Annotated in this window: 23 protein-coding genes and 2 pseudogenes; 10 read left to right on the top strand and 15 right to left on the bottom strand. The window is 62.2% G+C overall.

The window, feature by feature from the left end:
• Nucleotides 1–18 precede the first annotated feature (18 nt).
• The 5 genes and pseudogenes from AKN84_RS16635 to AKN84_RS16615 all read right to left on the bottom strand — a co-directional run bounded on the left by AKN84_RS16635 (nt 19) and on the right by AKN84_RS16615 (nt 4,489).
• Nucleotides 19–726 carry an EthD family reductase gene (locus AKN84_RS16635; protein WP_050421768.1) on the bottom strand — a complete coding sequence of 236 codons (708 nt, stop codon included), beginning with the start codon at nt 724–726 and terminating at the stop codon, nt 19–21.
• Nucleotides 723–1,157: an acyl-CoA thioesterase gene (locus AKN84_RS16630; protein ID WP_050421767.1), complete on the bottom strand. Its 435-nt coding sequence runs from the start codon at nt 1,155–1,157 to the stop codon at nt 723–725. The genes AKN84_RS16635 and AKN84_RS16630 overlap by 4 nt, the downstream gene beginning before the upstream one ends.
• Nucleotides 1,157–2,065, bottom strand: a complete 909-nt coding sequence (locus AKN84_RS16625) for a fumarylacetoacetate hydrolase family protein (protein WP_050421766.1) — start codon at nt 2,063–2,065, stop codon at nt 1,157–1,159. The genes AKN84_RS16630 and AKN84_RS16625 overlap by 1 nt, the downstream gene beginning before the upstream one ends.
• A gap of 44 nt (nt 2,066–2,109) precedes the next feature.
• Nucleotides 2,110–3,212 (bottom strand): annotated as a pseudogene (locus AKN84_RS16620) (cupin domain-containing protein).
• A gap of 248 nt (nt 3,213–3,460) precedes the next feature.
• Entirely contained in the window at nt 3,461–4,489 is a 1,029-nt protein-coding gene (locus AKN84_RS16615; RefSeq protein WP_050421765.1) for a carbon-nitrogen hydrolase family protein, read from the bottom strand.
• A gap of 127 nt (nt 4,490–4,616) precedes the next feature.
• On the opposite strand from AKN84_RS16615, the gene AKN84_RS16610 reads away from it, so the two are divergent.
• The 4 genes from AKN84_RS16610 to AKN84_RS16595 are packed head-to-tail and all read left to right on the top strand — an operon-like array spanning nt 4,617 to nt 9,356.
• On the top strand, nt 4,617–6,776 hold the full coding sequence (locus AKN84_RS16610; RefSeq protein WP_050421764.1) for a thiamine pyrophosphate-dependent enzyme: 2,160 nt from the start codon (nt 4,617–4,619) through the stop codon (nt 6,774–6,776).
• 38 nt (nt 6,777–6,814) lie between these two features.
• Nucleotides 6,815–8,380 (top strand): indolepyruvate oxidoreductase subunit beta family protein, encoded by a 1,566-nt coding sequence (locus AKN84_RS16605; RefSeq protein ID WP_050421763.1) that lies wholly within the window; start codon nt 6,815–6,817, stop codon nt 8,378–8,380.
• On the top strand, nt 8,377–8,874 hold the full coding sequence (locus AKN84_RS16600; protein ID WP_050421762.1) for a MarR family winged helix-turn-helix transcriptional regulator: 498 nt from the start codon (nt 8,377–8,379) through the stop codon (nt 8,872–8,874). Before AKN84_RS16605 ends, AKN84_RS16600 begins: the two co-directional genes overlap by 4 nt.
• The gene (locus AKN84_RS16595) at nt 8,874–9,356 is read left to right on the top strand and encodes a MarR family winged helix-turn-helix transcriptional regulator (protein WP_050421761.1); all 483 of its coding nucleotides are present in this window, start codon (nt 8,874–8,876) and stop codon (nt 9,354–9,356) included. The genes AKN84_RS16600 and AKN84_RS16595 overlap by 1 nt, the downstream gene beginning before the upstream one ends.
• A 20-nt stretch (nt 9,357–9,376) precedes the next feature.
• Here AKN84_RS16595 and AKN84_RS16590 read toward each other — a convergent pair whose 3' ends face one another.
• From AKN84_RS16590 to AKN84_RS16560, 8 genes are all read right to left on the bottom strand, one after another.
• Nucleotides 9,377–10,105, bottom strand: a complete 729-nt coding sequence (locus tag AKN84_RS16590; RefSeq protein ID WP_050421760.1) for an SDR family NAD(P)-dependent oxidoreductase — start codon at nt 10,103–10,105, stop codon at nt 9,377–9,379.
• A 20-nt stretch (nt 10,106–10,125) separates the two neighbouring features.
• On the bottom strand, nt 10,126–11,742 hold the full coding sequence (locus AKN84_RS16585) for an ATP-dependent acyl-CoA ligase (protein ID WP_050421759.1): 1,617 nt from the start codon (nt 11,740–11,742) through the stop codon (nt 10,126–10,128).
• Nucleotides 11,743–11,749: 7 nt separating this feature from the next.
• Complete coding sequence (locus AKN84_RS16580; protein ID WP_050421758.1) at nt 11,750–12,226, bottom strand: aromatic-ring-hydroxylating dioxygenase subunit beta; 477 nt, start codon at nt 12,224–12,226, stop codon at nt 11,750–11,752.
• Nucleotides 12,223–13,563 (bottom strand): aromatic ring-hydroxylating dioxygenase subunit alpha, encoded by a 1,341-nt coding sequence (locus AKN84_RS16575; protein WP_050421757.1) that lies wholly within the window; start codon nt 13,561–13,563, stop codon nt 12,223–12,225. The genes AKN84_RS16580 and AKN84_RS16575 overlap by 4 nt, the downstream gene beginning before the upstream one ends.
• A gap of 18 nt (nt 13,564–13,581) precedes the next feature.
• Nucleotides 13,582–13,752 (bottom strand): 2Fe-2S iron-sulfur cluster-binding protein, encoded by a 171-nt coding sequence (locus AKN84_RS49080; RefSeq protein WP_244485203.1) that lies wholly within the window; start codon nt 13,750–13,752, stop codon nt 13,582–13,584.
• Entirely contained in the window at nt 13,701–14,531 is an 831-nt protein-coding gene (locus tag AKN84_RS16570; RefSeq protein ID WP_244485201.1) for a ferredoxin reductase, read from the bottom strand. The genes AKN84_RS49080 and AKN84_RS16570 overlap by 52 nt, the downstream gene beginning before the upstream one ends.
• A 587-nt stretch (nt 14,532–15,118) precedes the next feature.
• Nucleotides 15,119–15,508 carry an acyl-CoA dehydrogenase family protein gene (locus AKN84_RS16565; RefSeq protein WP_050421756.1) on the bottom strand — a complete coding sequence of 130 codons (390 nt, stop codon included), beginning with the start codon at nt 15,506–15,508 and terminating at the stop codon, nt 15,119–15,121.
• A gap of 352 nt (nt 15,509–15,860) precedes the next feature.
• Nucleotides 15,861–16,514 carry a LuxR C-terminal-related transcriptional regulator gene (locus AKN84_RS16560; protein WP_244485199.1) on the bottom strand — a complete coding sequence of 218 codons (654 nt, stop codon included), beginning with the start codon at nt 16,512–16,514 and terminating at the stop codon, nt 15,861–15,863.
• 474 nt (nt 16,515–16,988) lie between these two features.
• Here AKN84_RS16560 and AKN84_RS16555 point away from each other — a divergent pair, with 474 nt between their 5' ends.
• The 6 genes and pseudogenes from AKN84_RS16555 (at nt 16,989) to AKN84_RS50710 (ending at nt 22,150) form a co-directional block, all read left to right on the top strand.
• The gene (locus AKN84_RS16555; protein ID WP_050421754.1) at nt 16,989–17,918 is read left to right on the top strand and encodes a LuxR C-terminal-related transcriptional regulator; all 930 of its coding nucleotides are present in this window, start codon (nt 16,989–16,991) and stop codon (nt 17,916–17,918) included.
• Nucleotides 17,919–18,130: 212 nt separating this feature from the next.
• Nucleotides 18,131–19,153: a UDP-glucose 4-epimerase GalE gene (galE, locus tag AKN84_RS16550; RefSeq protein ID WP_050421753.1), complete on the top strand. Its 1,023-nt coding sequence runs from the start codon at nt 18,131–18,133 to the stop codon at nt 19,151–19,153.
• A 567-nt stretch (nt 19,154–19,720) separates the two neighbouring features.
• Nucleotides 19,721–20,122, top strand: coding sequence for an IS66-like element accessory protein TnpA (gene tnpA, locus AKN84_RS45575; protein ID WP_128970907.1), 402 nt, complete (start codon nt 19,721–19,723; stop codon nt 20,120–20,122).
• The gene (gene tnpB, locus AKN84_RS16545) at nt 20,119–20,466 is read left to right on the top strand and encodes an IS66 family insertion sequence element accessory protein TnpB (RefSeq protein ID WP_050421752.1); all 348 of its coding nucleotides are present in this window, start codon (nt 20,119–20,121) and stop codon (nt 20,464–20,466) included. The genes tnpA and tnpB overlap by 4 nt, the downstream gene beginning before the upstream one ends.
• 95 nt (nt 20,467–20,561) lie before the next feature.
• Nucleotides 20,562–22,006: pseudogene (gene tnpC, locus AKN84_RS16540) on the top strand (IS66 family transposase); the annotation flags it as partial.
• Complete coding sequence (locus AKN84_RS50710) at nt 21,989–22,150, top strand: transposase domain-containing protein (protein WP_430649911.1); 162 nt, start codon at nt 21,989–21,991, stop codon at nt 22,148–22,150. The pseudogene tnpC and the gene AKN84_RS50710, both read left to right, overlap by 18 nt.
• Before the next feature lie 93 nt (nt 22,151–22,243).
• On the opposite strand, the gene AKN84_RS16535 is transcribed toward AKN84_RS50710, so the two are convergent.
• Both AKN84_RS16535 and AKN84_RS16530 read right to left on the bottom strand, forming a co-directional pair.
• Nucleotides 22,244–22,681, bottom strand: coding sequence for a hypothetical protein (locus AKN84_RS16535; protein ID WP_050421751.1), 438 nt, complete (start codon nt 22,679–22,681; stop codon nt 22,244–22,246).
• A 340-nt stretch (nt 22,682–23,021) separates the two neighbouring features.
• Nucleotides 23,022–24,245, bottom strand: a complete 1,224-nt coding sequence (locus tag AKN84_RS16530) for a heparin lyase I family protein (RefSeq protein ID WP_128970905.1) — start codon at nt 24,243–24,245, stop codon at nt 23,022–23,024.
• Nucleotides 24,246–25,039 lie beyond the last annotated feature (794 nt).

Raw genomic sequence — 25,039 nt, 5'->3', positions numbered from 1 at the left:
CAACCAGCCTTGATCCCATCATGCTATGGGCCGCACCATCCTCGTCAGCATCGGAAAATGCTTGTTGCCGCCCGCGAACGGCGGAAACTGGACGAAGTCGGCGCGCATGCGCTTGATCACGTCGGAGGCCAGCGCGCGTGCAAGAGCCTGCGGGCTGTCGAACATCAGCCTGTTGCGCTGCATGTACTCGACCCGCTGCGACGGCAGCCGGTCGACCCAATCGATGCGCGTGTGGATCTCGATCTGGCGGACGCCGGGGAAGGTCCGCATGATCAACGGATGATGCTCCAGGTAGTGCAAATTCCAGGCGTTCATGTCGTCGGCCGGCCCGGGATAATGCACGAGGTAGCTGCACGGAGTGACCGTGCCGTTGGCATGCGTGGCGTCGTCGACCGGAAAGGCGCGCGTCACCATCGCCTGATGTGTCACGTCCAATCCGGCAAGGCTCGGCAGTCCGCTGGCCACCGCAAGACCTGCGAGCGCGCCGCCGCGATCGATCGCGGCCTCGCACGCAAACAGGTCTGGAAAACGCAGCTGGAGCGCAAAGGCCGGCCCGGCCCCATCGGCCTTGTAGGGATGATCGACCGATTGCTCCAGCGGCGTAAACAGCAGGCCCTCGGCCATCCCGGGGATCGAGCCCACCATCGCAGCCGCGGCCGCGAGATCGTTCGCGTGAATTCGCCGCTCGCCCTTCGGATCGGAGAACGTCATGAACAGCGAGATCATGATGCCACCACCGCCTCCTCGCCGGCTTGCAGATGCGACATGAGCGCCGCGCGCACGTCGTCGGTCCAGGGAATCGCGTGATGATCGACGAGCGAGGTCGCGGCAAGGATCTGGCGCGCGCGCCAGCGCAGGCCATCCGCGCCGGTGACCATGTGCGACAGATGCAGCGACGCGCGGCCGATCCTGACGATGCGCAGGCCGAATGTCAGGCGGTCGCCGAACTTCGACGGCCGTGAGAAGTCGCAGGTCAGATGGACCGTCGGCGTCCCGATCTTCCGGATCGTGATCAGCTCCGGCCAGGAGAACCCGATCGTCGACCAGAACTCCTCGACCACGCCGTTGAGGATGTTCAGGTAGGACGGGAAATAGGCGATCCCCGACGGATCGCAATCGCCGAACCTCAGCTCGCGATCGAACGAGAACGACGTCATCAGATCGCAACAACCGGGGGACGGATGACGCCGACACCATCGACGCCGGCCTCGACCACGTCGCCGGGCCACAGCCATTCCTGCGGGCTCATGCCGGCGCCGACGCCTTCGGGCGTTCCGGTCGCGATGATATCACCCGGCTCGAGCGTCATGCCGGATGAGATGTCGGCGATCAAGGCCGGAATGTCGAAGATCATGTATTTGGTGTTGGAGTCCTGCTTCATGACGCCGTTCTTGGTCAGCCAGAGCCTCAGATCATGCGGATCGGGAATCTCGTCCGCGGTCACGATGCAGGGGCCGAACGGCGCGTAGGTGTCCATGCCCTTGGAGAAGATCCACTGCCCGGCGCGGCGATTGTCGCGCGCGGAAATGTCGATCATCACCGAATAGCCGAAGACGTGATCCATCGCCTTCTCGACCGGAATGCGGGTTGCGGTCTTGCCGATGATGACGGCGAGCTCGACCTCCCAGTCGAGCTGCTGCGTCATGCCGGCATTGTGCTGGATTGCCGCGCCCGGCCCGATCACGGCAGTCGGCGGCTTGGAGAACACGACCGGCTGCTTCGGCAGGTCCTTGTCGGTGTCGAGGCTCTCAGCGGACTCCGCGACATGCGCGCGATAGTTCAGCCCGATGCCGAAGATGTTCTTGCGCGGGCGCGGGATCGGTGCCAGCAGCTTGACATCCTCGAGCGGAACGGCTGCACCGGCCGGCAGGCTCCCGTTGGCGCTCTCCAGGCACTGCTTCAACGCCGGCAGCAGCGTGACGGCGTTATCGATGAACGACAACATGTCGGCCGGCCAGGCAAGGCCGCGTGACGCGCCGAGGCGATCGACATCGACGACCAATCCGTTGACGACGGCCCCGAGGCGGGCGCCGCTGGAGCCCAAGGTGTAGGTGACAAGACGCATGAAAGCTTGATCCGGTTATTCGGGTTGAATTCTGCAGGGCAATGTCAGGCCGCGACCGGCTGATGGCCGGCATTGTCGCCATAGGCCTCTTCGCGGTAGAGGCCGAGCCCCTCGATGACGGGCAGATCGTTGAAGCAGAACAGACAGGCGTCCTCGGTTTCGGAGGCGTTGCCGTGCTCATGCCAGGCCCAGGACGGAACGCAGAAAATGTCGCGCTCCTGCCACTCGAACCGCTTGCCGCCGATCACGGAATAGCCCTGCCCCTTGGCGACCTGGTAGACGAAGCTTCCGGTGTGCCGGTGCGACCTGGTCTTCTCGCCCGGCCGCAGCATCTGCATACTCGCGCCAATGGTCTGCATCACATGTCCGCCGGTGATCGGATTGACGTAGTTCATCAGGATGCCGTCATAGGGCGAGCCATCGGTCGCGGCGGCATATTTCCCGAGCGACTCGTAGGTCGGCTCCCACTCGTATTTGAACATCGGCGAATAGCCGTTCGACCATCGCGAGTCCGCCGGCCGAAGGCCGGGATTGCCCCAGGTCTTGGTCATGTCGTCCACAGGATAGCCGGACTCCTCCTGCTGGATCTTGGGGTGAACGGCGAAGAAATTGGCCTCCAGCGCGTTGACGAGCGGAATGTCGAGCCCTGCCAGATGCAGACCGAGCCGTTTGCCTCGACGCCATGCTCGTGCCAGGTGCCGTTCGGCGTCAGCACGAAATCCCGCGCGCCGAGCGTCATCTTGTGACCGTCGACAATGGTGTAGGCGCCCGCCCCTTCCATGATGAAGCGCAGAGCCGAAGCTGATTGGGCATGGGCCGATGCCACTTCGCCGGGGTGCATGACCTGCAAGCCTGAATAGAGCCAGCCGACCGCGGCCGACACGTCGCGGCGACCGGGATTGTTGAGGTAGATCACCCGCCGTCCCGCCTTCTCCGGCGAGACCAGGTCGACCGAGCGCAGCACGTGCTCACGCAGATCGCTGTAGCGCCAGAGAACGGGAACGGACGCCGACTGCGGCTGCCACGGCTCGATCTTGTTGGCGACCGTCCACAGCGCGCCGGCTTCGAACTTCTCCAGGTCCTTGTAGTAGGCCTTGAGCTCCGGAGTATCCTCGACATTGGCCCGGCCGATGATGTTCTCGCTCATGCTGTCCTCCAAGTCTTATCTCGTGACGTCAGATCTCATTACGTCATGTCTCATGCGGTCCTGCCGCCACACCCACAACTGTCGTCCTGGCGAAGGCCAGGACCCATAACCACCGCATTCGATTGTAAAAGGGATCGCGGCCCAAGATCGCTCGACAATGACCATTCGGGGTAATGGGTCCTGGCTTTCGCCAGGACGACGGTGAGGAGGGTTCGCGCATCGTGGCGTCGTTGGATCGACACGTCCGATCACTCCGTCCTGCCGGGAATTGATGTGAAGTTCGGCTGCTCTGCGGCCTCCGTTGCCGGGCGTTCGCCTTCCGCGAGGCCGAGCGGCGTCTGCGGACGGCGATTGACCCGCAAATCGAAAATGTCGAACCGGTTGTAGTGCCCGACGATGTCATGCATCTGCTTCGGCTGGATGCAGCGCTCGAGGTCGATGTCGGCATAGACGATGCCTTCATCGTCGATCAGCGGCTCGCCGACGAGACGGCCGTCCGGCCCGATCACGCCGGAGAATGCGCTCGATCTGCGCTGCAGACGCGCCCGCGCATCGGGAACGACGGTCTGCATCGCCGCGATGATCTCCTCCGACACGGTCGAGCAGGACACGATCGTGAATATCTTTCCTTCGAAGGAATGCGCAATGGCGCGCAGCTTGATCGCCTCCGCCATGTCGTAGTCGGGCGGCGCGACGGGCAGCGAGATGTAGCTCGCGACGTGAACCAGCTCGCCCTGCCCGAGCAGCGCAAAGCGCGCGAGCGTGTTGGTGTTCTCGCCACATGCGAGCCCGCCGAGGCGCCCGATCTCGGTCTCGTAGACGCGCAGGCTCGATCCGTCGCCGCCAGTCCAGGTCAGCTTCTCTGCCCAGGTCGGCACCAGCTTGCGGTGCTTGCCGAGCAGCGTTCCGTCCGGGCCGATGAACACCAGCGTGTTGTAGATGGCGCCGAGCGACACCGGGCTGCGCTCGTTCACGCCGAGGACGACATAGCACCCAGTGTCACACGCCGCCTTGCGAACGATGTCGATCTCGGGACCCGGCACCAGCACCGATGCCTTGACGAGCTTCTCGAACCAGGCGCTTCCGGTGACGGGATCGGTGATCCAGTTCCAATAGGGATAGCCGGGCACGAAAACTTCGGGGAATGCGACCAGTCGCGCGCCGTTCGCCGCGGCCTCACGCACCAGTGAGGCGGCCTTGTCGACGGTTGCGCTTGCATTGAGATATACAGGTGAAGCCTGGACGGCGGCGGCTCTAAAGCGCGGCAGCTTCAGCATTGGCCCTACCCTGTCGCTGGCTCATGATCGCCGTCCGGAGCAGAGATCCGCGAAGTCTGACGGCATGGCGCAGCGTTGACTTAGTTTACATGTAAACGTATGCTATCGCATATTTCTGGAGGCTGCAATGGCTGAACGGTCTTTTGCTCGTGAAGTCGAGGATCTCCGGCTCGGCGACGGCGACACCTTCCGCGGCGAAGGCATCCTCGCCATCACCAAGGCGCTGCTGCAATCCGGCGTCGCCTATGTCGGCGGCTATCAGGGCTCGCCGATCTCGCATCTGATGGACGTGCTGGCCGACGCCAAGGACGTGCTCGACGATCTCGGCGTCGTGTTCCAGAGCTCCGCCAACGAAGCGGCGGCCGCGGCGATGCTGTCGGCCTCGGTGATGTATCCGCTGCGCGGCGCGGTGGCGTGGAAATCGACGGTCGGCACCAACGTCGCCTCCGACGCGCTCGCCAATCTCGCCTCCGGCGGCGTCACCGGCGGCACCATGATCATCGTCGGCGAGGATTACGGCGAAGGCTCCTCGATCATGCAGGAGCGCACCCACGCCTTTGCGATGAAATCGCAGATCTGGCTCTTGGATCCGCGCCCTGACCATGAATGCATCGTCAATCTGATCGAGAAGGGCTTTGAGCTCTCGGAAGTCTCGAACACCCCTGTCATGCTGGAGGTGCGCGTCCGCGCCTGTCACATGCACGGAAGCTTCGCCTGCACGGACAATGTCAGGCCGGCCCACACCATCAAGGACGCCCTGAACAATCCGAAGCGCGACGTCGGCCGCATCGTGTTGCCGCCGGCGGCCTACGAGCATGAACAGGAGAAGATCAGGACACGGTTGCCCGCGGCCATCAACTTCGTCAGGGACAACAAGCTGAATGAATGGATGGGGCCGAAGCAGGGCAAGGTCGGCATCATCATGCAGGGCGGGATGTACAACAATGTCATCCGCGCGCTGCAATATCTCGGGCTATCGGATGCCTATGGCAACACCCAGATCCCGCTCTACGTCATGAACGTCACCTACCCCGTGATCGACAGCGAGGTCGCGGAGTTCTGCCTCGACAAGGACGCCGTCCTGATCGTTGAGGAAGGCCAGCCGGAATATCTGGAGCAGGCGATCAACACGGTGCTGCGCCGCCGGGATATCCAGGCCCGCGTCCACGGCAAGGACGTGCTGCCGATGGGCGGCGACTATACCGCGCAGGTGCTGCTCGGCGGCGTGCGCGAGTTCCTCGAGAAGACCGAGCCGCGGCTGCTCGGCAATCGACCGCCGGCGCCGGACGCAACCGCCGTGCTGAGCCATCCCGAGGTCGAGAAGCTGAAGCAGGTCGTGCCGGCGCGGCCGCCCGGCCTTTGCACCGGCTGTCCGGAGCGGCCGATCTTCGCCGCCATGAAGCTGGTCGAGAGCGAGCTCGGCGAGCACCATGTCTCCGCCGACATCGGCTGTCACTTGTTCTCGATCCTGCCGCCCTTCAACATCGGCGCGACGACCATGGGCTTTGGCCTCGGCCCGGCCTCGACCTCGGCCTTCAACGTCAAGGCCGACAAGCGCTCGATCGCCGTGATGGGTGACGGCGGCTTCTGGCACAACGGTCTGACCAGCGGCATCGGCAACGCGGTCTTCAACAAGCATGACGGCGTCTTCGTCATCGTCGACAATTACTACACCTCGGCGACCGGGGGTCAGGACATCCTGTCATCGCGTGCGGTCAGCAAGCGGCGCAACACCAACAACTCGATCGTGCAGGCCGTGAAGGGCATCGGCGGGCAATGGGTCCGGCAGATCGACCGCACCTACGATGTCGGCCGGATGCGCGATACGCTGAAGGAAGCGCTGACGACCAAGGAGCAAGGCCCCAAGGTCATCGTCGCCTCCTCCGAATGCATGCTGAACAAGCAGCGCCGCGTGAAGCCGCAGATCAGCAAGGCGATCAAGGACGGCGTTCGTACCGTCAAGGAACGCTTCGGCGTCGACGAGGATGTCTGCACCGGCGATCACGCCTGCATCCGCCTCTCCGGCTGCCCGTCGCTCTCGGTCAAGCAGCTCGACGATCCCTTGCGTGACGATCCCGTCGCGGCGATCGACAATTCCTGCGTCGGCTGCGGCAATTGCGGCGAGGTCGCGGATGCGGCCGTGCTGTGTCCCTCGTTCTATCGCGCTGACGTCATTCACAATCCGACCGGCTGGGACAGGTTCAGGTCGAGGGTCGCGATGACCGTGGTCGGCTGGCTGCAGCGGCGGCGCGATCGCCGGCGTCCGGCGCTCGAGACTTTGGCATGAGATTCTTGGCATGAGAAGTTTGGCATGAGAACCTTGGCATGAGAGACGAAACGGTCCAGCTGGCGCTGCCTGCCGCGGGTGATGCAACCGAGCGGCCGATCTCGATCGCGATCGTCGCGATGGGTGGCCAGGGCGGCGGCGTCCTCACCGACTGGATCGTCCAGCTCGCCGAGAACCATGGCTGGGTCGCGCAGTCGACCTCGGTGCCCGGCGTCGCCCAGCGTACCGGCGCCACGATCTACTACATCGAGGCGATGCCGCCGCTGGGTGGCCGCAAGCCGATCCTGTCGCTGATGCCGACCCCCGGCGACGTCGACGTGGTGATGGCGGCGGAATTCATGGAAGCCGGCCGCTCGATCCTGCGCGGCCTGGTGACGCCGGACCGCACCACGCTGATCGCATCCAATCACCGGACCTTTGCGATCGGCGAGAAGATCGCGCCGGGCAACGGCATCGCCGACAACGGCGCGGTGACCGGCGCCATCGGAATTGCCGCCAAGACCGAGATCATCTTCGACATGAATGCGCTCGCGATCGCAAACGGCAGCGTCATCTCGGCTGCGATGTTCGGCGCGCTCGCAGGTGCCGGCGTACTGAGCTTCAGCCGCGACAGCTATCTCGACGTGATCCGCGCCGGCGAGAAAGGCGCACAGGCCAGCGTCCGGGCGTTCGAGGCTGCGTTTGACCGCGTGCAGTCGAAGTCTCCGGAGGTAGCGGCACCCGCGCAATCGGAGACTGCCAAGACGCCCTCCGCTCCGGCTGTTTTGGACCCCCGTCTTGCCGGCCTCGCCGCCCGGCTGACGCACGAATTGCCGGAGGTCGCACACGCCATCGGCCGCGCCGGGCTGAAGAAGGTGGTCGATTTCCAGGACGTCGCCTATGGCGGCGAATATCTCGACATCCTCGGCAGGCTCCACGCCGCCGATCAAAACTCCGGCGGCGCCGAGCGAAATTTTGCCTTCACCCAGGCCGCGGCAAAATATCTCGCCAACGCCATGACCTATGACGACGTCATCCGCGTTGCCGACCTCAAGACCCGATCGGCCCGTCGCGCGCGGATCGAGGGTGAGCTCGAACTGTCCGACGGCCAGGTGCTGCAGACCACCGAATTCATGCATCCCCGGATGGAGGAGGTCATGGGCATGCTGCCGGCGAAATTTGCCCGCTGGCTTGGCGGAAAGCCGCGCCTGCTCGGCTGGCTCGACCGCCGCGTCAACAAGGGACGACGGGTCAAGACCTACTCGCTGCCCTGGTTCGTCGCGCTCTATGTCGTCGGCGGACTGCGCGGCATGCGCCGCCGCTCGCTGCGCCACGCCATCGAGACGGCGCACCGGGACGAATGGCTCAAGGCCGCGACAGAGGCGGTCCGAACGAACTATCAGTTGGGCGTCGAGATCCTGCAATGCCGGCGCCTGGTCAAAGGCTATTCCGACACCCATAGCCGCGGCCTGTCGAAATTCGACAAGACGCTGGCCGCGATCAAGCTGGTCGCACCGCGCGACGATGCCGCCGACTGGGCGCGCCGGCTGCGCGAAGCCGCGCTGAAGGACAGCGCGGGCAAGGAGCTCGACGGCGTGATCCAGACCATCAAGAGCTTCGCATGACGTCGTCAGCCCTCAAGGAGAGCACAGCTCCCGTCTTCGGCCAGATCGAAACCCGGCTTTGGCTGCAACTGCTGTCGCTGCATGGCGAGCTGTTTGCGTCGCTGAATTCCATGCTGAGCTCGGAGTTCGGCTTGTCGCTCGCAAAATTCGACGTGCTGGCGCAGCTCGATCGTTACCCAGAAGGCCTCGCGCTCGGACAGTTGTCGCAGAACCTGAAAGTATCCGGCGGCAACGTCTCGGGCCTGGTGCAGCGCCTGCTGGCCGACGACCTCATCAGCAAGGAGATGTCGAGCGAGGATCGCCGCTCATTCATCGTGCGCCTGACGCCGAAGGGCGAGGCCCTGTTCAGGAAGGCCGCCGACGTGCATAAGAAGCATCTGAGCGAACGGCTCGAAAGCATCCCCGCGCGGGAGCTGGAGACGGCACTGTCGATGCTACGGTCCCTCTCCTCGAAACTTGGCAGCGAAAGCAAGAAGCAGGGTCGCAGGAAGTAATGGCCAAAGACTCCAGGAGCAGATGGAAATCCGGTCCACCGCGGACGCGGGACCAGCTGCAAAGCTACATTCCCTACCTGTTCAACCGGCTCGCCAATCGCTGGAACCTGGATCAGAACCGCGATCTCAGCGAGCACAACATCAACAACGTCGTGTTCCGGACGCTGTCGGTGCTGTTCATCTACAAGACCCTGACCGTCAACGAGATCGCCGTGCTGGCCGTCACCGAGCAGTCGACCGCGAGCCGCATGGTCGAGTCGATGGTGACATCGGGCCTCGTCAAGCGCGAGATCGCGGAGGAAGACCAGCGCCGCCGCGTCGTCGGATTGACGCCGGACGGCGAAGCCCTGCTGCGCAAGATCTGGCCGATCATGGAGAACAACTACGACCGCCTGACCGTCGGCATCGAGCCCGACGAGATCGAGGTGTGCGCCCGGGTGCTGGCCAAGATGGTCGAGAACATCCGCCAGAACCAGATCTGACCTGACCTAATCTGGCTGGATCAGGGACCGAGCCCGACGAGGCTGGTGCCGCCGCAGACATAGAGCACCTGCCCGGTGACGAAGTCGGAGCGCTCGTCGAGGAAGAAGCTGATCGCGTGCGCGACGTCCTCGCGGGTGCCGAGCCGCCCGACCGGCACGTTGCGTGCCATCTTGTCCTGCTGCTCAGAGCCTTTCGGGATGATGCCCCAGAAATTGTCGGTCAGGATCGGGCCTGGCGCGACGACGTTCACCGTGATCCCGCTCGATGCCAGCTCCAGCGCCCAGGTCCGCGCCATGCCGTGCACGCCGGCCTTGGTCGCCGAATAGGCCGAGCGCGTAGCCGCGCCCATGGCGGCGCGCGAGCTCACGAACACGATCCGCCCGAACCGCCGCGAGCGCATCCCTTCCATCGCCGCCTGGGTCAGCAGCATCGGTGCGCCCAGATGCAGCTGCGCCAGCGTCAGGATGTCCTCCGGCTTCGCATCGCGCAGCAGGTTCGGCAGGATCATGCCGGCATTGTGCACGAGGCAATCGACCGCGTGATCGCGGCAGATCTCCTCGGCAATCGCCCGCGTCTCCGCCAGGCTGGTCAGGTCAGCGCGATAGGCGGTGAGCAGCTCGTGCGTCCACACCGGCTTCTCCAGCCCGACCGAGACGACCCGCTGTCCTTGGCCAACGAGCTGCTTCGCCAATGCCTCGCCGATCCCGGAATTGCCTCCGGTGATGAGTGTGGTGCGGATCTGGCTCATGATTGGCTCCCTGCCAATTGTCACTCCTGCCGCCGCTTGAGATCGCGAAGGTCGAAGAACGCGCCATCACCCATCAGCTTCGCGACGAAATCCTTCAAGCCGGCGCGCTGGATCTTCTCGGTCGCGGTCAGCGGCAGCTTTTCGACGAAGCAGATCCAGCCTGGTGCCTTGTAATAGGCCATCTGCTCCAGGCTCCAGCGCACGATGTCCTCGGCGAGCGCGCGATCCGCGCCCGGCTGCTCCGCGATGATGACGGCCGCGACCTCGTCGCCGCGCACCCGGTCGGGCGTCGCCGCGACCGCGGCCTGCCGGATCGCGGGATGGCGATTGAGGACGGACTCGACCTCGACCGCGGCGATGTTCTCGCCGGAGCGGCGGATCACGTTCTTCTTGCGATCGACGAAATGAAGATCGCCATCGACATCGCGCGCCACGATATCTCCGGTATGGAGCCAGCCGTCCTTCCAGGCCTCGGCGGTCGCTTCCGGGTTCTTCAGGTACTCCTTGAAGAAGCCGTAGCGAGGGTCATCGCCCGCCCGCCGCACCAGCAGCTCGCCCGGCACGCCCACCGGCGCGTCGTTGCCGCCGTCGTCGACGATCCGAACCTCGACCTCGGGCGCCGGACGGCCGAAACAGCTGGTGCCGACCTTGCGCGGCTCGACATTGGCCGCGATCACGCCGCCGCTTCCGGTCTCGGTCATCGCCCAGGCCTCGAGCAGCGGAAAGCCGAAGCGCTCCTCGAACGGCGCGTGCAGCAGCTTGTCGACGCCGGCGCCGAAGCCAAACCGCACGCTGTGTGCACGATCCTCATCCGACGGCGGCGCGCTCATCAGCATCGAGGGCATCACGCCGAGATAATGCAGGCAGGTCGCGCGGCTGTCGCGCACCGACGTCCACCAGCTGCGCGGGTGGAAGCGATCGAGCATGGTCAGGCTGCCGCCGACCGACATCATCGCCATCAGCGACACCGCCATCGCGTTCATGTGGAACAGCGGCAGCGGCGTGATCATGCGTTCGCCATCGCTGCTAAGATCGATCAACCCGCCGACGTCGCGATACCAGTCTCCGGAATACAGGAAATAGGTGTTAGTCAGCACGCAGCCCTTGGGCTGGCCGGTCGTCCCCGACGTATAGAGCAGCGCGCATTCGCTCGCACCGTCGCCGGCGCTCGCCGGTCGCGCGCCGCCGAACGGGGCTGGAACATCGTCGCCCTCGGTTGCCACCGGAATCGGCCGGCCGGCCTGGCGCGCCGCCGTCTCGACCTCATCGCGCCGCTTGGCGAGCACGAAGGCGGCGTTCATCTCGGAATGCGCGATGATGTATTCGAGCTCGCTGACCCGCAGATCCGGGTTGATCGGCACCACGGAGACACCGAGCGCGTTCAGCGCGAACCACAGCTCGAGGAAGACCGGCCTGTTCTGCAGCAAGAGCCCGACCCGATGGCCTTGGCCATAGCCGCGGCTCGCAAACGCCGCGCGCCAGCGCTCCACCCGCTCCAGCATGGCGCGGTACGAGATCTCCCCGGCGGCGATGCCGTAGATCTCGGCGGTCTCGGGCAGCACGTTGAGAAAGCCGGCTTCCCCCCGGCGGAGCGCGGTGTCGCGGAAGCGGGCATAGACTGTGGTCGCTGTGGTCAAGGCGCACTCACATGAAGAGCTGGATATTGCCGAACGGCGCGTCGAAATTCACGAGATCGATGCGCTTGAGCTTGATCTTGAGGCCGTCGCCGACCTGGACGAGATCGTGCGACGCCCATCCCGAGAACCGCTCCAGCGTGTCGCCGCGCGTCTCGGTATAGATGAAAGACGTCCGCGCCTTGAAGATGCCGGTCGCCGGATCGCAGGCGACGATCTGCGGTGCCTGCAGCAAATGATGGCAGCGGCTCTTCGGCTTCTGGCTGAAAGTGCGCTCACCAGCCAGCCGCTCGATCCGCACCTTCATCAGCAGCAGGTCTTCGTACATCAGTGACGGCTGCAGCACCGGATCCTGCTGCTGCCATTCCAGCGGCATCCAGTAGCGCCCCTCCGGGTGAAACAGGTCAAGCCATGGCTGCCACTGCATCGTGTCGAGCAGGTCGGCTTCCCGATAGACGAAATCGGTGATGGTTTTTTCGCTGATCATTCCGCGGCCTCGACCGGCTCGACCATATCCATGGTCATGAATTTGGCCCAGGCATGAAACTGGTTCCGCATCTGGCGCTCCGACGTGCCGTTGATGACAGCGGTGACGTCAGGCTCCTCGCCGCTCTCGTAGAGCCGGCGCAGATTGACCCACTGATTGCCGTTCGTTTTCAACCCTTCCTGCGCCCGCTCATACATTTCGAGATCGTCGTGCCCGACGATCGAGGTCGGCGCGTTGATGAAGCGATTGTACATCAGCGCCCGCTCGTAGAGCTTGTCGGGCGCGCCGACCAGACGATAGACCCAGCTTTCCACCAGCGTTCGGTCCACCGCGATCGGGATGAAATTGCGCAAGATCTGCACCGCGCCCTTGACCATGATGTTCGGGAAATAGACCGTGTTGTGCCGGACTTCGCCGAGGATCTCGTGGGCCCGCTTCTCGCCATAGGCGGCGACCATCTGGCCGAGATAGCCCTCGATATCCGAATAGTTCGAATGGATGGAATTGGCGACGCCGGTATGGCCATGGCCGTTCGGCCAGATCCGGATGCCGCTCTGCTCGTAGAACTCGTACGGGCTCATGAACGGTCCATAGAGCTGCACCGCCATCGGCGTTTCCTTGGAGTCGCCCTGCTCGCGCTGCCAGACCTTGATAGCGGTGCCGGCCGAGCTCTCATGCGCCACCATCGGATGGCAGGTGTCGGTCTGGTTCTCGACCAGCATCTTCCAATTGCAGGTGTGCATGTAGCGGATCGGCGTGGCCACGACGGCGAGCTTCCCCTCCGGCGAGCGGTCGACCATGTTGTCGATGGTCGAGAGGCTTTCGCCGAAATAATCTTCGAAAGCGACGCCGGTTTCGCTCAGCCGCGCGAAGATGAAATCCCGGTAGACGACGACATTCCTGATCCGCGATAGCCCGTCGCTCGCCGGGCTGTCGGTAAATCCGGTTCCCTCGTAGCCCTTCTTCAGCGGGATCGCCAGCAGCGAGCCGTCGGTCTTGAACGACCAGGCATGATAGGGACAGCGGAAGAACTTTCCGGTGTTACCGCACGGCTCGGAGGCGATCTTGACGCCCTTGTGCGGACAGCGATTGTAGAACAGGTGGATCGAGCCGTCGGTGTGGCGGCTCGCCACCACCGGCTGCCGGCCGATATTGGCGGTGATGAAATCGCCGGCCTTCGCCAACTGGCTGGCATGCCCGACATAGATCCAACTATTGGGAAACAGATGCTCCATCTCGAGATCGAAGATCTCGGGATCGACATAGACGTCGCGATGCACCTCGGCGTCGCGCACCAACCCGCCGATCGCGCGGGGATTGTTTCCGTATTTCACCATGGCGCCTCTTGCCTCCGCTCAGAGATCCAACACCAGCCGCTCCGATTTCGCACGCGACACGCAAATCTGCATGACCTTGTTGGACGCCCTCTCCTCATCGCCGAGAATGACGTCACGATGATCGGGCACGCCTGCGATCACGCCGCACTGGCAGATGCCGCAGTCGCCGCGCTGACAGTCGTACAGCACGTCGAGCCCCGCCGCTTCCAGCGCCTGGATGATGCTCTGATCGGTCGCGACGTGATGACTTGCCCGGTCGATTTGAGCTCGACCTCGAACGGCTTGTTCGGCGCACCCGGCTGCTCCGCCTTGAACAGCTCGAAATGGATGCGGTCTGCCGGGATGCCCCTGGCGAGCGCCCCCGCCTTCACCGCGTCAATCATGCCGGCAGGCCCGCAGACATAGACGTGAGCGCCTGCGGGTGCCTCGCCAAGCACTGCTGCGATATCGAGGCGGGATTCATCGCTGTCGTAATGAACCGCCAAACCCTCCGAACAGATTGTCTGCAACTGCGGCAGGAACGCCAGCAGCCCCGGCATTCGCCCGGCATAATGCAGGCGATACTGCGTTCCCTGCGCGTTCAGCTCGGCCGCCATCGACAAGATCGGCGTAACGCCGATGCCGCCGGCAAACAGCAACGCCGGCGCGGCGCCCTCGTGAAGACCGAAATTGTTGACCGGAGTGCTCGCCCGGATGACGTCGCCGACCTGAAGGGCATGCATGAACTGCGAACCGCCGGTCGACGTCTGCTCGCGCAGCACCCCCAGCGCAACCGTGCCTTCGGGCAGATCCGGCAACGCCATCAGGGAATACGGCCGGTCGCCTCCGCCCGGCAGCAGCACGCGAATATGCGCGCCCGCTTGCCAGTCCGGCACGGCACCGCCCTCCACACCGAACACAACGCTGCGAATGACTGGCGTCTCCGCAACGACCGACTGCACTCTGAGCTTGAGCGGATGCGCGTCCATTCGGGCATCTCATATTATATGAATTTGCATATTTTTATACATGTAATAATTGCCTGTCAATCGTCGAAGCAACGGGACGCCGAGGCTGCGATATCGGCTGTCAGCAGGCTGATGCTCAGAAGGCGTACTTAGAAAAATCCGAGAGACTGAGTAACCGAAAGTCGTATTTTCCCTTTCTTATCCTCGGACCAGCCGCCAGCTCACTTAGGCTGGCAAAGTTTGTTTACGCCGAAACCCAACCGCCGAGGTGGCCGCATGACGCCAGATCACATCTGGTACGTTTCGTTCATCGATCAGCGCGACGCTCCGCCCGATAGGCAAGCGCGAAGGACTGCGACTTTCAGATCCGAACAGGATGCAAAACAATTCACAAGAGCGCTGGCGGAGGACCATCGAATCAAAAGCCTTTCAGCCGGAACGATCAACCCCCACCAGCCGAAACGGGTCGTCGGATCCAGAGAAATTGGTCGGTGGCTCAGCGACGCTTCGTGTCAAAGCGGGGACCAGTATCGGCGCTACATTGGTGCAACTGGCGCCTCGACCCGCCGCACGCGTGTCTAGCCTTCCGCAAGCCTGATGGAGGCGGGTTATCGGCGCGGCCCAAGATTTGATGGGTTCAGGAACGAGAACGAAACAGCCACAGCATTCGTATTGTGCTTGCTCTGGACATGCATGAAACGCCCGGCTGGCTTCGCGTGCCATCGCCAACCATCGAATCCGCTTCTTGATATCCTTGAGTTTGCCGCTCTCGCATCGGGCTCAAGACATCGACGCGACCACCTCCAGCATACCTCCGTCGCGCCGCCGGCGATGGACAGGATGCGAGCGTCGCGCGCTATGCGCTCAATCGGGCTCTCCCGCATGACGCCCATGGCGCCGTGAAACTGCACGCACGCATACACGACCTCGTTGACGAGCTCGCCACAGATAGCCTTCAACATCGAAATCTCGCGCAGACAATCACCGTCCGCCGCCATGCGCCAAGCGGTGGCATAGAGAAACGCGCGGCTTCGGGCGCCGTCGCGCTGGATGCCTGCCTGAGCTCATCACCTGCGGAAGAATCCATCGATCTCGACATGGTCAGCATTGCGGTTGAGAAGAGCCGTAGCGAAGCGGCGGTGCGGCTTCGCAGGTTGCTCGGTCTCAGCTTTGCTGCGGCAAGGAGGTCAAAGGCCGAGATAGGACGGCCGCTTACCAAGCGTCCGAGCTGGCGGCGCGATAGAATAGAAACGCGGACGAACGGTCCTTCCCGTCCCGGCGCAACCCGAACACTGCGCACCCCCGCGTCAGGCGGTTGATATCGCGCTCAACCAGGCCAAAGGCTGCGTGTTAGTCAGAAGTGAAGCCGCTTGGCCCAGCGGATGAGACGGCGAGCGTTGCGAGGGTTGTCCTGTTGCCGATCTCAAGCTTGCGAAAGATATGGTGGAGATGAACCTTGATCGTGCCGTCAGTTACCTTCAATCGACGGCCAATCTCCTTGTTTGATAGTCCCTCCGATACCAGACGCATGATCTGACGCTCACGGTCCGTCAGCACGGAAAGCTGCTTGTCCGCGATCGCAGGCTGCCCAGAAGCGATTGCTACTTCGTTGGAGGGGGCAGGCAGCATTCTCTGGCCGTCGGCGACTTGCCGCAATGTCTGTAGAAGAGCTTCAGGCTCCTCGTCATTCAGGATAACGCCAAAGGCCCCCACTTCTGCCAACATGGCGAGGTCGCGATCCTCAACGGAGCTTGCGAGGAACACGAGCCGAACGGCTGGGGTCCGGGAATTCGCGATATCAAGCAATGCCTGCCCAAACATGTCAGGCATCGATATGTCCAAGATGGCGACGTCGGGCACAAGAGCCCGAATTGCCTTGAAGCAGCTCGCACTATTGTTGCATCGAGCTGCGACCCTGAAGTCACGTTCTGCTTCTAGCAGGCAGTTCAGACCCAATGAAACAACTGGAAATCTGCTAGCAATTACCACACGACTGAAATGCATTTCCGGCCAATCCTCAGTCTGTCCGGTTCAGCTCGGCGCCCCTTTCAATATCGCTTCCAAGCTACTTTAATTTGGGGCTTTTCAGGAAGGTTTTGTTGCCGCGGGCACGCCGAGCTTGCCATCCCGATGGCCTGATGAACCTAGTTTACACTACAATCTTAAATCGTACGAATATCTTGATTTCACTCAAAGCGAGCACCCGACCTGTGCCGAGAAATCAAGCCACTGTGGGCGATATCTCCCGCAAAGTCTATAACCAAGGATATATATGGATATCGTGGATTAGCATTTAATATTAGTAAATCTTTTGACGCATGCTTAGGGCTTTTTCGCCCCAGTTTTTTGTCCGAGCGACCGAAACTGAAGAGGCAATTTCAATGCGTCGTAGTTTTGGCTTGGCGAGCCATCCAAGAAACGAGTCGGGTTAAACCGATGAGCCCATTGTATATTTTTTGTCGCGTCCAGGAGAGTTCCATGAGACGACAATATTCTTGTTCTATTGTACTTGGTGGTGCAAATAGTCTTCGGAAAGAAGGTCTTGCTAGAATTCTAAATTCCGAAAATTTTCAAGTATTTGCCTCAATAGCCGATGTTGATTTACCTGGTAGTTTACCCGGTAAGGAGAATGTCGGGGGTGCTTCAGCCTATCCGGCGTTGTACTTGATTGTTCACAGCGGCGATAATTTCGGCCCTGCGATCGAACAGATCGAGTGCTTCAAGCGCCGTCACGCGGACGCACGCATTGCCGTCGTCGCGGATCACTATTGTCTGAACGACTTGACTGCTGCATTCCGGGCCGGTGCCACTGGCTATTTCATCGACGTGATGAACTGCGACACGTTCATCAAGTCCATCGAGCTGGTCATGATGGGCGGGACGGTATTTCCGACTGACTTCTTGACGTCTGCTCTCGATGTCGAAAAGCGTGACGCAGACGATGCCTCTGCACGTGTCGATGATAGCCCTGCGATAGCAAATGCAGACAGCAGGCTTGCACAACAACTTTCGCCGCGAGAAATCTCTATTCTCCAATGTTTGATCGAAGGGGATTCCAACAAGTGCATCGCGCGCAAGATCAATATCGCTGAAGCCACGGTGAAGGTTCACATCAAGGCGATCCTTCGCAAGATTCGCGTTCAAAACAGGACACAAGCGGCGATCTGGGGATTGAACCATCGACCGACAGCTTGGCCATCAAATAGGACTGCGCAGTCGGCCGCTGACGCAACCGAGCGCCTCCTCCCACCAAAGAGAGAACTTCCCAAAATCGCCAGGACAGGCCGGCCCGCTCCGCTCGGTGCAATCGACCAAGCGGCAAACTACTTCGAAGTGCCTCTTGCCAACGGCCATACCCGCAAGGATTTTGGTTCGAAGGCCGAAGGCGCGCTTCGACTGCGTAAATAGCCGAAATTAGTCCATGCACCACCGGTCAGCCGTAGCTCACTGAACGTTGACGTCTCAGATACCGCCTGACGCCTCCACCGCGAGGTGAGATGCACGAAGCTTGACTATGCGCGGACGAAGGCACAACCTGCAGCTGTCGCGAAGGTCTACGGGTTGATTTTCGCGCGCGGCGAGAATTGCCCCCGCAGACGCGGAAAGAAAATGGAATCAAAATGATCCTATTGACCGGAGGCGCCGGCTATATCGGGTCCCATATCGCGGTCGCCCTACTCGATTCCGGGCTGGATGTCGTTGCGGTCGACAATCTCTGCAACAGCAATCGCGCCTCCCTCGAACGGGTACAGGCCATCTGCGGGCGATCGCTCGTATTCCAGCACATCGATATCTGCAACGAAGAGGCGATTTATGAGATCCTGCGCACTCACGGAGTGACCGCGGTCATTCACCTCGCCGGGCTCAAGGCGGTCGGTGAGTCCAGCACTCAACCCATGACGTATTACGAAAACAACGTCGTGGGGACGATGCGGCTCGTGTCGGCGATGTCGCGTGCCGATGTGAAAACGCTGGTCTTCAGTTCGTCCGCAACGGTCTATGGCACGCCCACATATCTGCCGCTGGACGAGAAACATCCCGTAGGACCAATAAATCCGTATGGCCGCACAAAGTACTTTGTCGAAGAGATTCTAAGGGATCTCCATGGGTCCGACAGCGATTGGCGGATCGCCATCCTGCGCTACTTTAATCCGGTTGGCGCGCACGAAAGCGGGCGCATCGGAGAAGACCCTCTCGGCGTACCCAACAATTTGTTGCCGCTTGTAGCGCAAGTAGCGATCGGGCGGCGTGCGAAACTGCAAATTTGGGGAAATGACTACGATACTGCGGATGGCACAGGCATCCGCGACTTCATTCATGTCGTCGATCTTGCATCCGGACATCTGAGCGCTTTGAGCCAGTTGAGACAGCCCGGCGTTCTGACAGTCAATCTCGGAACAGGAAGCGGCAGCAGTGTCCTGGAGGTGGTCAAAACGTTCGAGGCCGTGAGTGGCCGGCCAGTTCCGTACGTGATTGACCAACGCAGGGTCGGTGATGTCGCAACCTGTTACGCGGACCCCACGCTCGCAAAGAATCTGCTGGGCTGGACATCTACGCGATCACTCACTCAGATGTGTGCGGATCATTGGCGCTGGCAAATGCAGAATCCGGATGGCTATCGTAGCAGCCAGGGGGCCGTCTGAGCTTTGAATAGACATCACGCGCCTGCTCCGCTGGGTCGCGGGTGCTCAGCCGCCGGCATCGGATCGCTGATCAACAGCCTTATACCCTCGCGTACGCCTCGCCTGCGTGCCGACCCGATGCAACCGGTCGCCTCGAAGGGGCTCGCGCTAAGCGCCCTGCGAGACGTACCGATCCGCCGCCCACCCGTCGGGTTCGGGCAGAGTTCGGTCGGTCGCCTCCCCCTCCAGGCGCGCTGCAGCGGCCGTAGGCCGCCGTCTGGCATCCAGGGCGAGCGGGCCAAGGGCTGTCAGCGGCCCGACGGGCGCAGCCTCGCTTGCCGTCCCAGGCCCTTACGGAGGCAGCCAATGGCCACAGACAATGTCTCCGGGGGGAAAGAAGCCTGTCCGGTGGCAAAATGAGCCAGCGACCGCCGCAGGCACGGCTATGCCATTCTTGCATTCTCGCGCGTTCGAGCCCGTCAGGATGAGCGGATCTACATTGAGAAGATCAGAATTCCTACGGCGTGGGCCGCCTTGTCTGACGTGACGGGACGGTGAAGACATAGGCGTATGACTGGTCATACGCCTATGTTGAAGGTCGCGCGTCTCGACGTAATTTCGTCGGGTGCGCGGCGCCGTTGGACGCTGGACGAGAAGCAACGGATCGTGGCGGAGAGTTACGCTGAGCCGCGGCAGGTGTCGGCGACAGCGCGGAGGAACGGGCTGTCTGCGAGCCAGCTGTTTACATGGCGCCGGCTGGCCCGGGCTGGTCGGCTTGCGGAAGCGGACGGGGGGACGACGTTTGCACCGATAGTTATATCGCCGGAACAGCCTGAAGCTGCGGATCGGAGCCTGCCACCTCAGGCATGTGTGCCTGCGGTGCCGGGTCGGATCGAGATCGTGCTGATGCGCGGACATCGGGTGATCGTCGACAATGGCGTCGATGCGGCCGTGCTGGCGCGGGTTGTGGCGGTACTGGAGCGGCGATGATTCCGGTGCCGAGCAATGTTCGGGTGTGGCTGGCAACCGGGCACACCGATATGCGCAAGGGATTTGCGAGCCTCTCGCTGCAGGTGCAGGAAGTGCTGCGGCGCGATCCGCTGGGTGGGCACCTGTTCTGCTTCCGCGGACGCAGCGGCAATCTTCTGAAAGTGATCTGGCATGACGGCCAAGGGGCATGCCTGTTCACCAAGCGGCTGGAGCGCGGGCGGTTTTTGTGGCCGAGCCCAGCCGACGGCGCAATCACGATCTCACCGGCACAGCTTGGTTACCTGCTGTCCGGTATTGACTGGCGCAATCCTCAGGAAACCTGGCGTCCGACGTCGGTCGGCTGACAGTTTTGGCTTGCGGATCGCAGCGGATGTGATTCCATCGTCTAGTGAAAGACGCAGCTGAATCGCTTCCATCCGATCTCGCCGCCGCTCACGCGATGATCCTTAAGGAGCGCGCTGCGCGTGTGGAAGCCGAGGCGGTTGCAGCCCGCGCCCAGGCTGTGAACGCGAACACGGAAGCGCTGATTGCCCATCTCAAACTCGAGATCGAGAAGCTGCGGCGCGAGCTTTACGGCAGCAGCTCAGAACGCAAGGCGCGGCTGCTCGAGCAGATGGAATTGCAGCTGGAGGACCTGGAAGCAGCCGCGACCGAAGATGAGATGGCGGCCGAACAGGCCGCGGCCGGTGCACAGACGGTGCGCTCATTCCAGCGCAAGCGGCCTTCGCGCAAGCCCTTCCCCGATCATCTGCCGCGTGAGCGCGTGGTGATTGCTGCGCCCGAGAATTGTCCCTGCTGCGGCTCGGCGAAGCTGTCGAAGCTCGGCGAGGACGTCACCGAAACGCTGGAGGTCATCCCCAGGTCCTGGAAGGTGATCCAGACGGTGCGCGAGAAGTTCTCGTGCCGGCAATGCGAGACGATTACCCAGCCGCCGGCGCCCTTCCATGTTACCCCGCGCGGCTTCGCTGGGCCGAATTTGCTGGCGATGATCCTGTTCGAGAAGTTCGGCCAGCACCAGCCGCTGAACCGCCAGAGCGAGCGATACCGGCGCGAAGGCATTGATCTCAGCCTCTCGACGCTGGCCGACCAGGTGGGGGCCTGCACCACGGTGCTGCAGCCGCTGCATGCGCTGATCGAGGCCCACGTTCTGGCCGCCGAACGGTTGCATGGCGACGACACCACGGTGCCGATCCTGGCGAAGGGCAAGACGGTAAAGGGGCACATCTGGACCTATGTCCGCGACGACCGGCCGTTTGGCGGACGTGCACCGCCGGCGGCGCTGTATTACGCCTCTCGGGACCGACGCATGAACATCCCGTCCGGCATCTTCGAGACTTCGCCGGCATTCTGCAGGCCGATGCCTATGACGGGTACAACGAACTTTACAAGCCGTCCCGCTTACCGGGGCCGGTTACGTCGGCCCTGTGTTGGGCGCACGCAAGGCGGCAGTTCTTCGAGTTAGCGGATATTGCCGCCAATGCCCGGCGCGGCAAGAACGCAGCGGCGATCTCGCCTGTCGCGCTGGAGGCGGTCAGGCGCATCGACGTGCTGTTCGATATCGAGCGCGGCATCAATGGCCTAGACGCCGAAGAGCGGCTGCGGGCGCGACATGAACAAAGCGCGCCTCATTTGACGGTCCTGGAAGCCTGGCTGCGCGATGAGCGTGCCCGCCTGTCGCGCTCTGCCTCCGTCGCCGAACCGATCGACTACATGCTCAAACGTTGGGACCGTTTTGCGCGATTCATCGACGACGGCAGGATCTGCCTCACCAACAACGCAGCCGAGCGCGCGCTGCGCGGCTTTGCGCTGGGACGCAAATCGTGGCTCTTTGCCGGTTCCGAACGCGGGGCCGACCGGGCCGCGGTCATGGCCACGCTGATCATGACGGCCAAGCTTAACGACGTCGATCCGCTGGCCTGGCTCGCTGACGTGCTCGCTCGCATCGCCGGCATTCGGCAAGGTCGGCTTCACGAGCTACTGCCTTGGGAATGGAAGTGCGCGGCGTCCGCTATCGCTCAGGCGGCCTGATCACTATCACGCCGGTCAGAATGATCATCGACGGGCTGCGCGAGCTTCTGGCGTGCAATTGGAGAGCTGTACGCGAGCGGGCCAGGATGCGCGTCATCGCAGGCTGGCCGGTTCGACCGTCGTCTCGGCGTCAGCAGTATCGGCGTGGATAGCCTCCCGGATCAGCCGCTCTGTGGTCTGCTCGAAATACAGCCAGAGGTCCGTGTGCAGGTCGGAAAACTGCCGCCACACCACGGTGTCGAAAAAGCGGCGCGGCGCCCTGACCATGATCGTCGTCGCGCGCTGCCGCGGATATCGGAACGGCCGAATGCCATAACGCCGGCACAAGGCAATGAACAGCCGGACCGACCATTGGTCTGGCAGGCTGAACTTCATCTCGATCGGGGGATCGCGACGACTGACCTCCTCAAGCTTGGCCTTCAGCCGCTCTGCTGCGGCTTCAGCGGCGTCGCGTTCTCCCGCCGTGGCCGCGCCGAAATACAGCGCCTCCACCTTCTTCAGCCGATCGCGAAGCTGATCTTCGATCCGCATGCCCTCGCTCCTCGAAGCAACGAGGCCATCGCACGAACCGGCCGTCAACCGCGGAAAACAAGCCGTCCACACATCATCGCACCGGAGCTACGCTCCGCGGCCCTGGGCGAATGCTTACGAAGATCAACTATAGCAATACTTTCCAGGACGAAGCGACGCCGGCCGGATAACGCGTCGGCTTCCAGTGCGCAGCGGATCGCGCGTGGCTCCAATGCCACGAGAGCGGATTTGCGGGCGAATCAAAGCGCGATGAGATTGGGTTGAATCATCATCGCGCTTTAGCTCATTGTTTGAGCATAGTCTTTTCGGAAAACCGCTGCGCACTTTTCCGGATCATGCTTTAGCTCTGAGGTTTGGTCAGGAACGAGTTCTGTGTCCAATCAGAGCCACGCATGGCTAGAGCGACCATACCGCCATCGGCGCGACCGGAGCTCCCCGCCAGGTACTGGTTTAGCAGCGCAAAGCTATTGCCCGCCTGAGACGCCGCGGCCGTGCCTTGATCCCCCCAAGAGATCGCCTGCGGGGCGGCGGTTGCCAGCATGCTGGTGTCTGATCCCGGAGGCTGCTGCAGCTGCGTGAAATCCTGGTTTGCCAGGCTTCCGGTGCTTGCGCCGGTCGAGTACGTCGACCAACCGGACGGGGACGTCGGCGCCAGTCCCATGGCGCTTTGGACGTTGGGGTCGGTCGTTGACACAGTCGTCCCCGGGTCGACTGTCGAAGTCCCCGGCGAAGTCAGGTTCTGTGTTACAGCCGGCGCGACAACGGCGGTTGGGGTGGTGGTTGGAGCGGTGGTCGTGGTTGGCTGCGTCGGCGTCGGCGTCGACGTCGACGTCGACGTCGACGAAGTCGTCGCGGCCGCCCCCGTCAATAGCGTCATATTTCGGTAATCGACGGCAACGGTCTCGGGCGCCGTCGACCGATAGACTCCGTATTCCCAGTTGGTGCCGACCCCATATCCCAACGGGCCGTTGTAATTCACGACCTGATTCCCGTTGACCGAGACCTTCAAATACCCGCCGCCGGTGTTCGAAACATCGGCCTGGATCTGGATGTTGTTGTACACACCCGCTTGAATTGGATTGGGGTCAGTCCAGAGCGTGAGCATCTGCACGTTGCCGGCCCCGTTGCTCGGATCCTGACCCGGGGCGACATATCTGGCGACAACCTGCAGGTGATCGCCAGCAAGCTGGATCGCGAACGGCGGCGAGGTGCCTACGCCGCTGGAATTGTCATCGTTGTGCATTTGTCCAACGATGAACCAGCCATCTGCCGTATTCACAAATGACCCGTTAGGGCCATTTGGCTCCACCATGAACTGATAATTCAAGGCGATGGGAGTGCTGCCGGGAATGTTGTCCGCGGCTGAAACCTCGGAGCGATCAACAGACGAGCTATCGTACCAGGCATGATCGCCCCGGTTGACTACAAAGCGCAGAGTTTGTGCGTCAGGATTGGTCAGGCTGTAGCTCGTGCTCGCATCCTGAACTCCGTAGCTGTCACCACCGATAGAAAACCTCGTCATCGGTGCGGAAGAAAATGATGTAATTGTCCCGGTCGTATCCAATTCAGGTCTCCATGGGTCGCAGAGATGCTTCTCTTTTGACGCTTACAAAGGAATTCACGGCCGCGCAGCGAAGGCGCGCGACGTACCACGCGCTCGCAACGCCTTGCGCTACGAGCAGATTTCAATGCAACGCAGGATCAACTACGAGCACATTCCAATGCAGTGCGAATCGCCCATCCCCAGCTGCTAGGCTTGGATGGTTAATTAAGGAGTATGGCGAAAAAAATGAGCTCGCATGGCGACAATTAGGAGAGGCCAACTGTCGGTCTATGTCGTGTCCCGGGCGCCACCGGTCGTAGAGCGATAGCGTAACACATTGCGGCTTTGCCAAGTTAGCCGGGGCCGAAAATCACATAGCAGAATCGCGCCCACGACAGTTGTCCAGCCGATCGAAGCGGCAACGGCCCACACCTGTATCGGCATCGGACGGGTTCTCGCAATCCAATGAAGCAAAACGAAGAGGCCGCTGGCGCTGGACAGCGACCTCCTGGACCCGATCTCAAATGAACGTTTTGGAAATAAAATCGCCGCCGAAGGTCCGCCATTATTAGACGATGAATTCGCCACGACGTGAAGCCTAAACACGTCGGATGCTCAGCAGAACTATCGAGACGTTGCGCGATCGACACACTATCTGTGACGAACTACATTCTCCGACGTCTGTTGTAGATCACAGCAGGCGCGAGCGGCGCTCGAGCCGGCATGAAAACGCCCCCCCGTCGCCTGGATCCGCCAAGCCCATCGACCGAATCTCGGCCACCAACGCTGTCTGCCAAGCAATCCGCAATTTGTCC

The organism is Bradyrhizobium tropiciagri (assembly GCF_001189845.1).
GTDB classification, from domain to species: Bacteria; Pseudomonadota; Alphaproteobacteria; order Rhizobiales; family Xanthobacteraceae; genus Bradyrhizobium; species Bradyrhizobium tropiciagri.
This window is presented reverse-complemented; position numbering and strand designations above follow the sequence as displayed.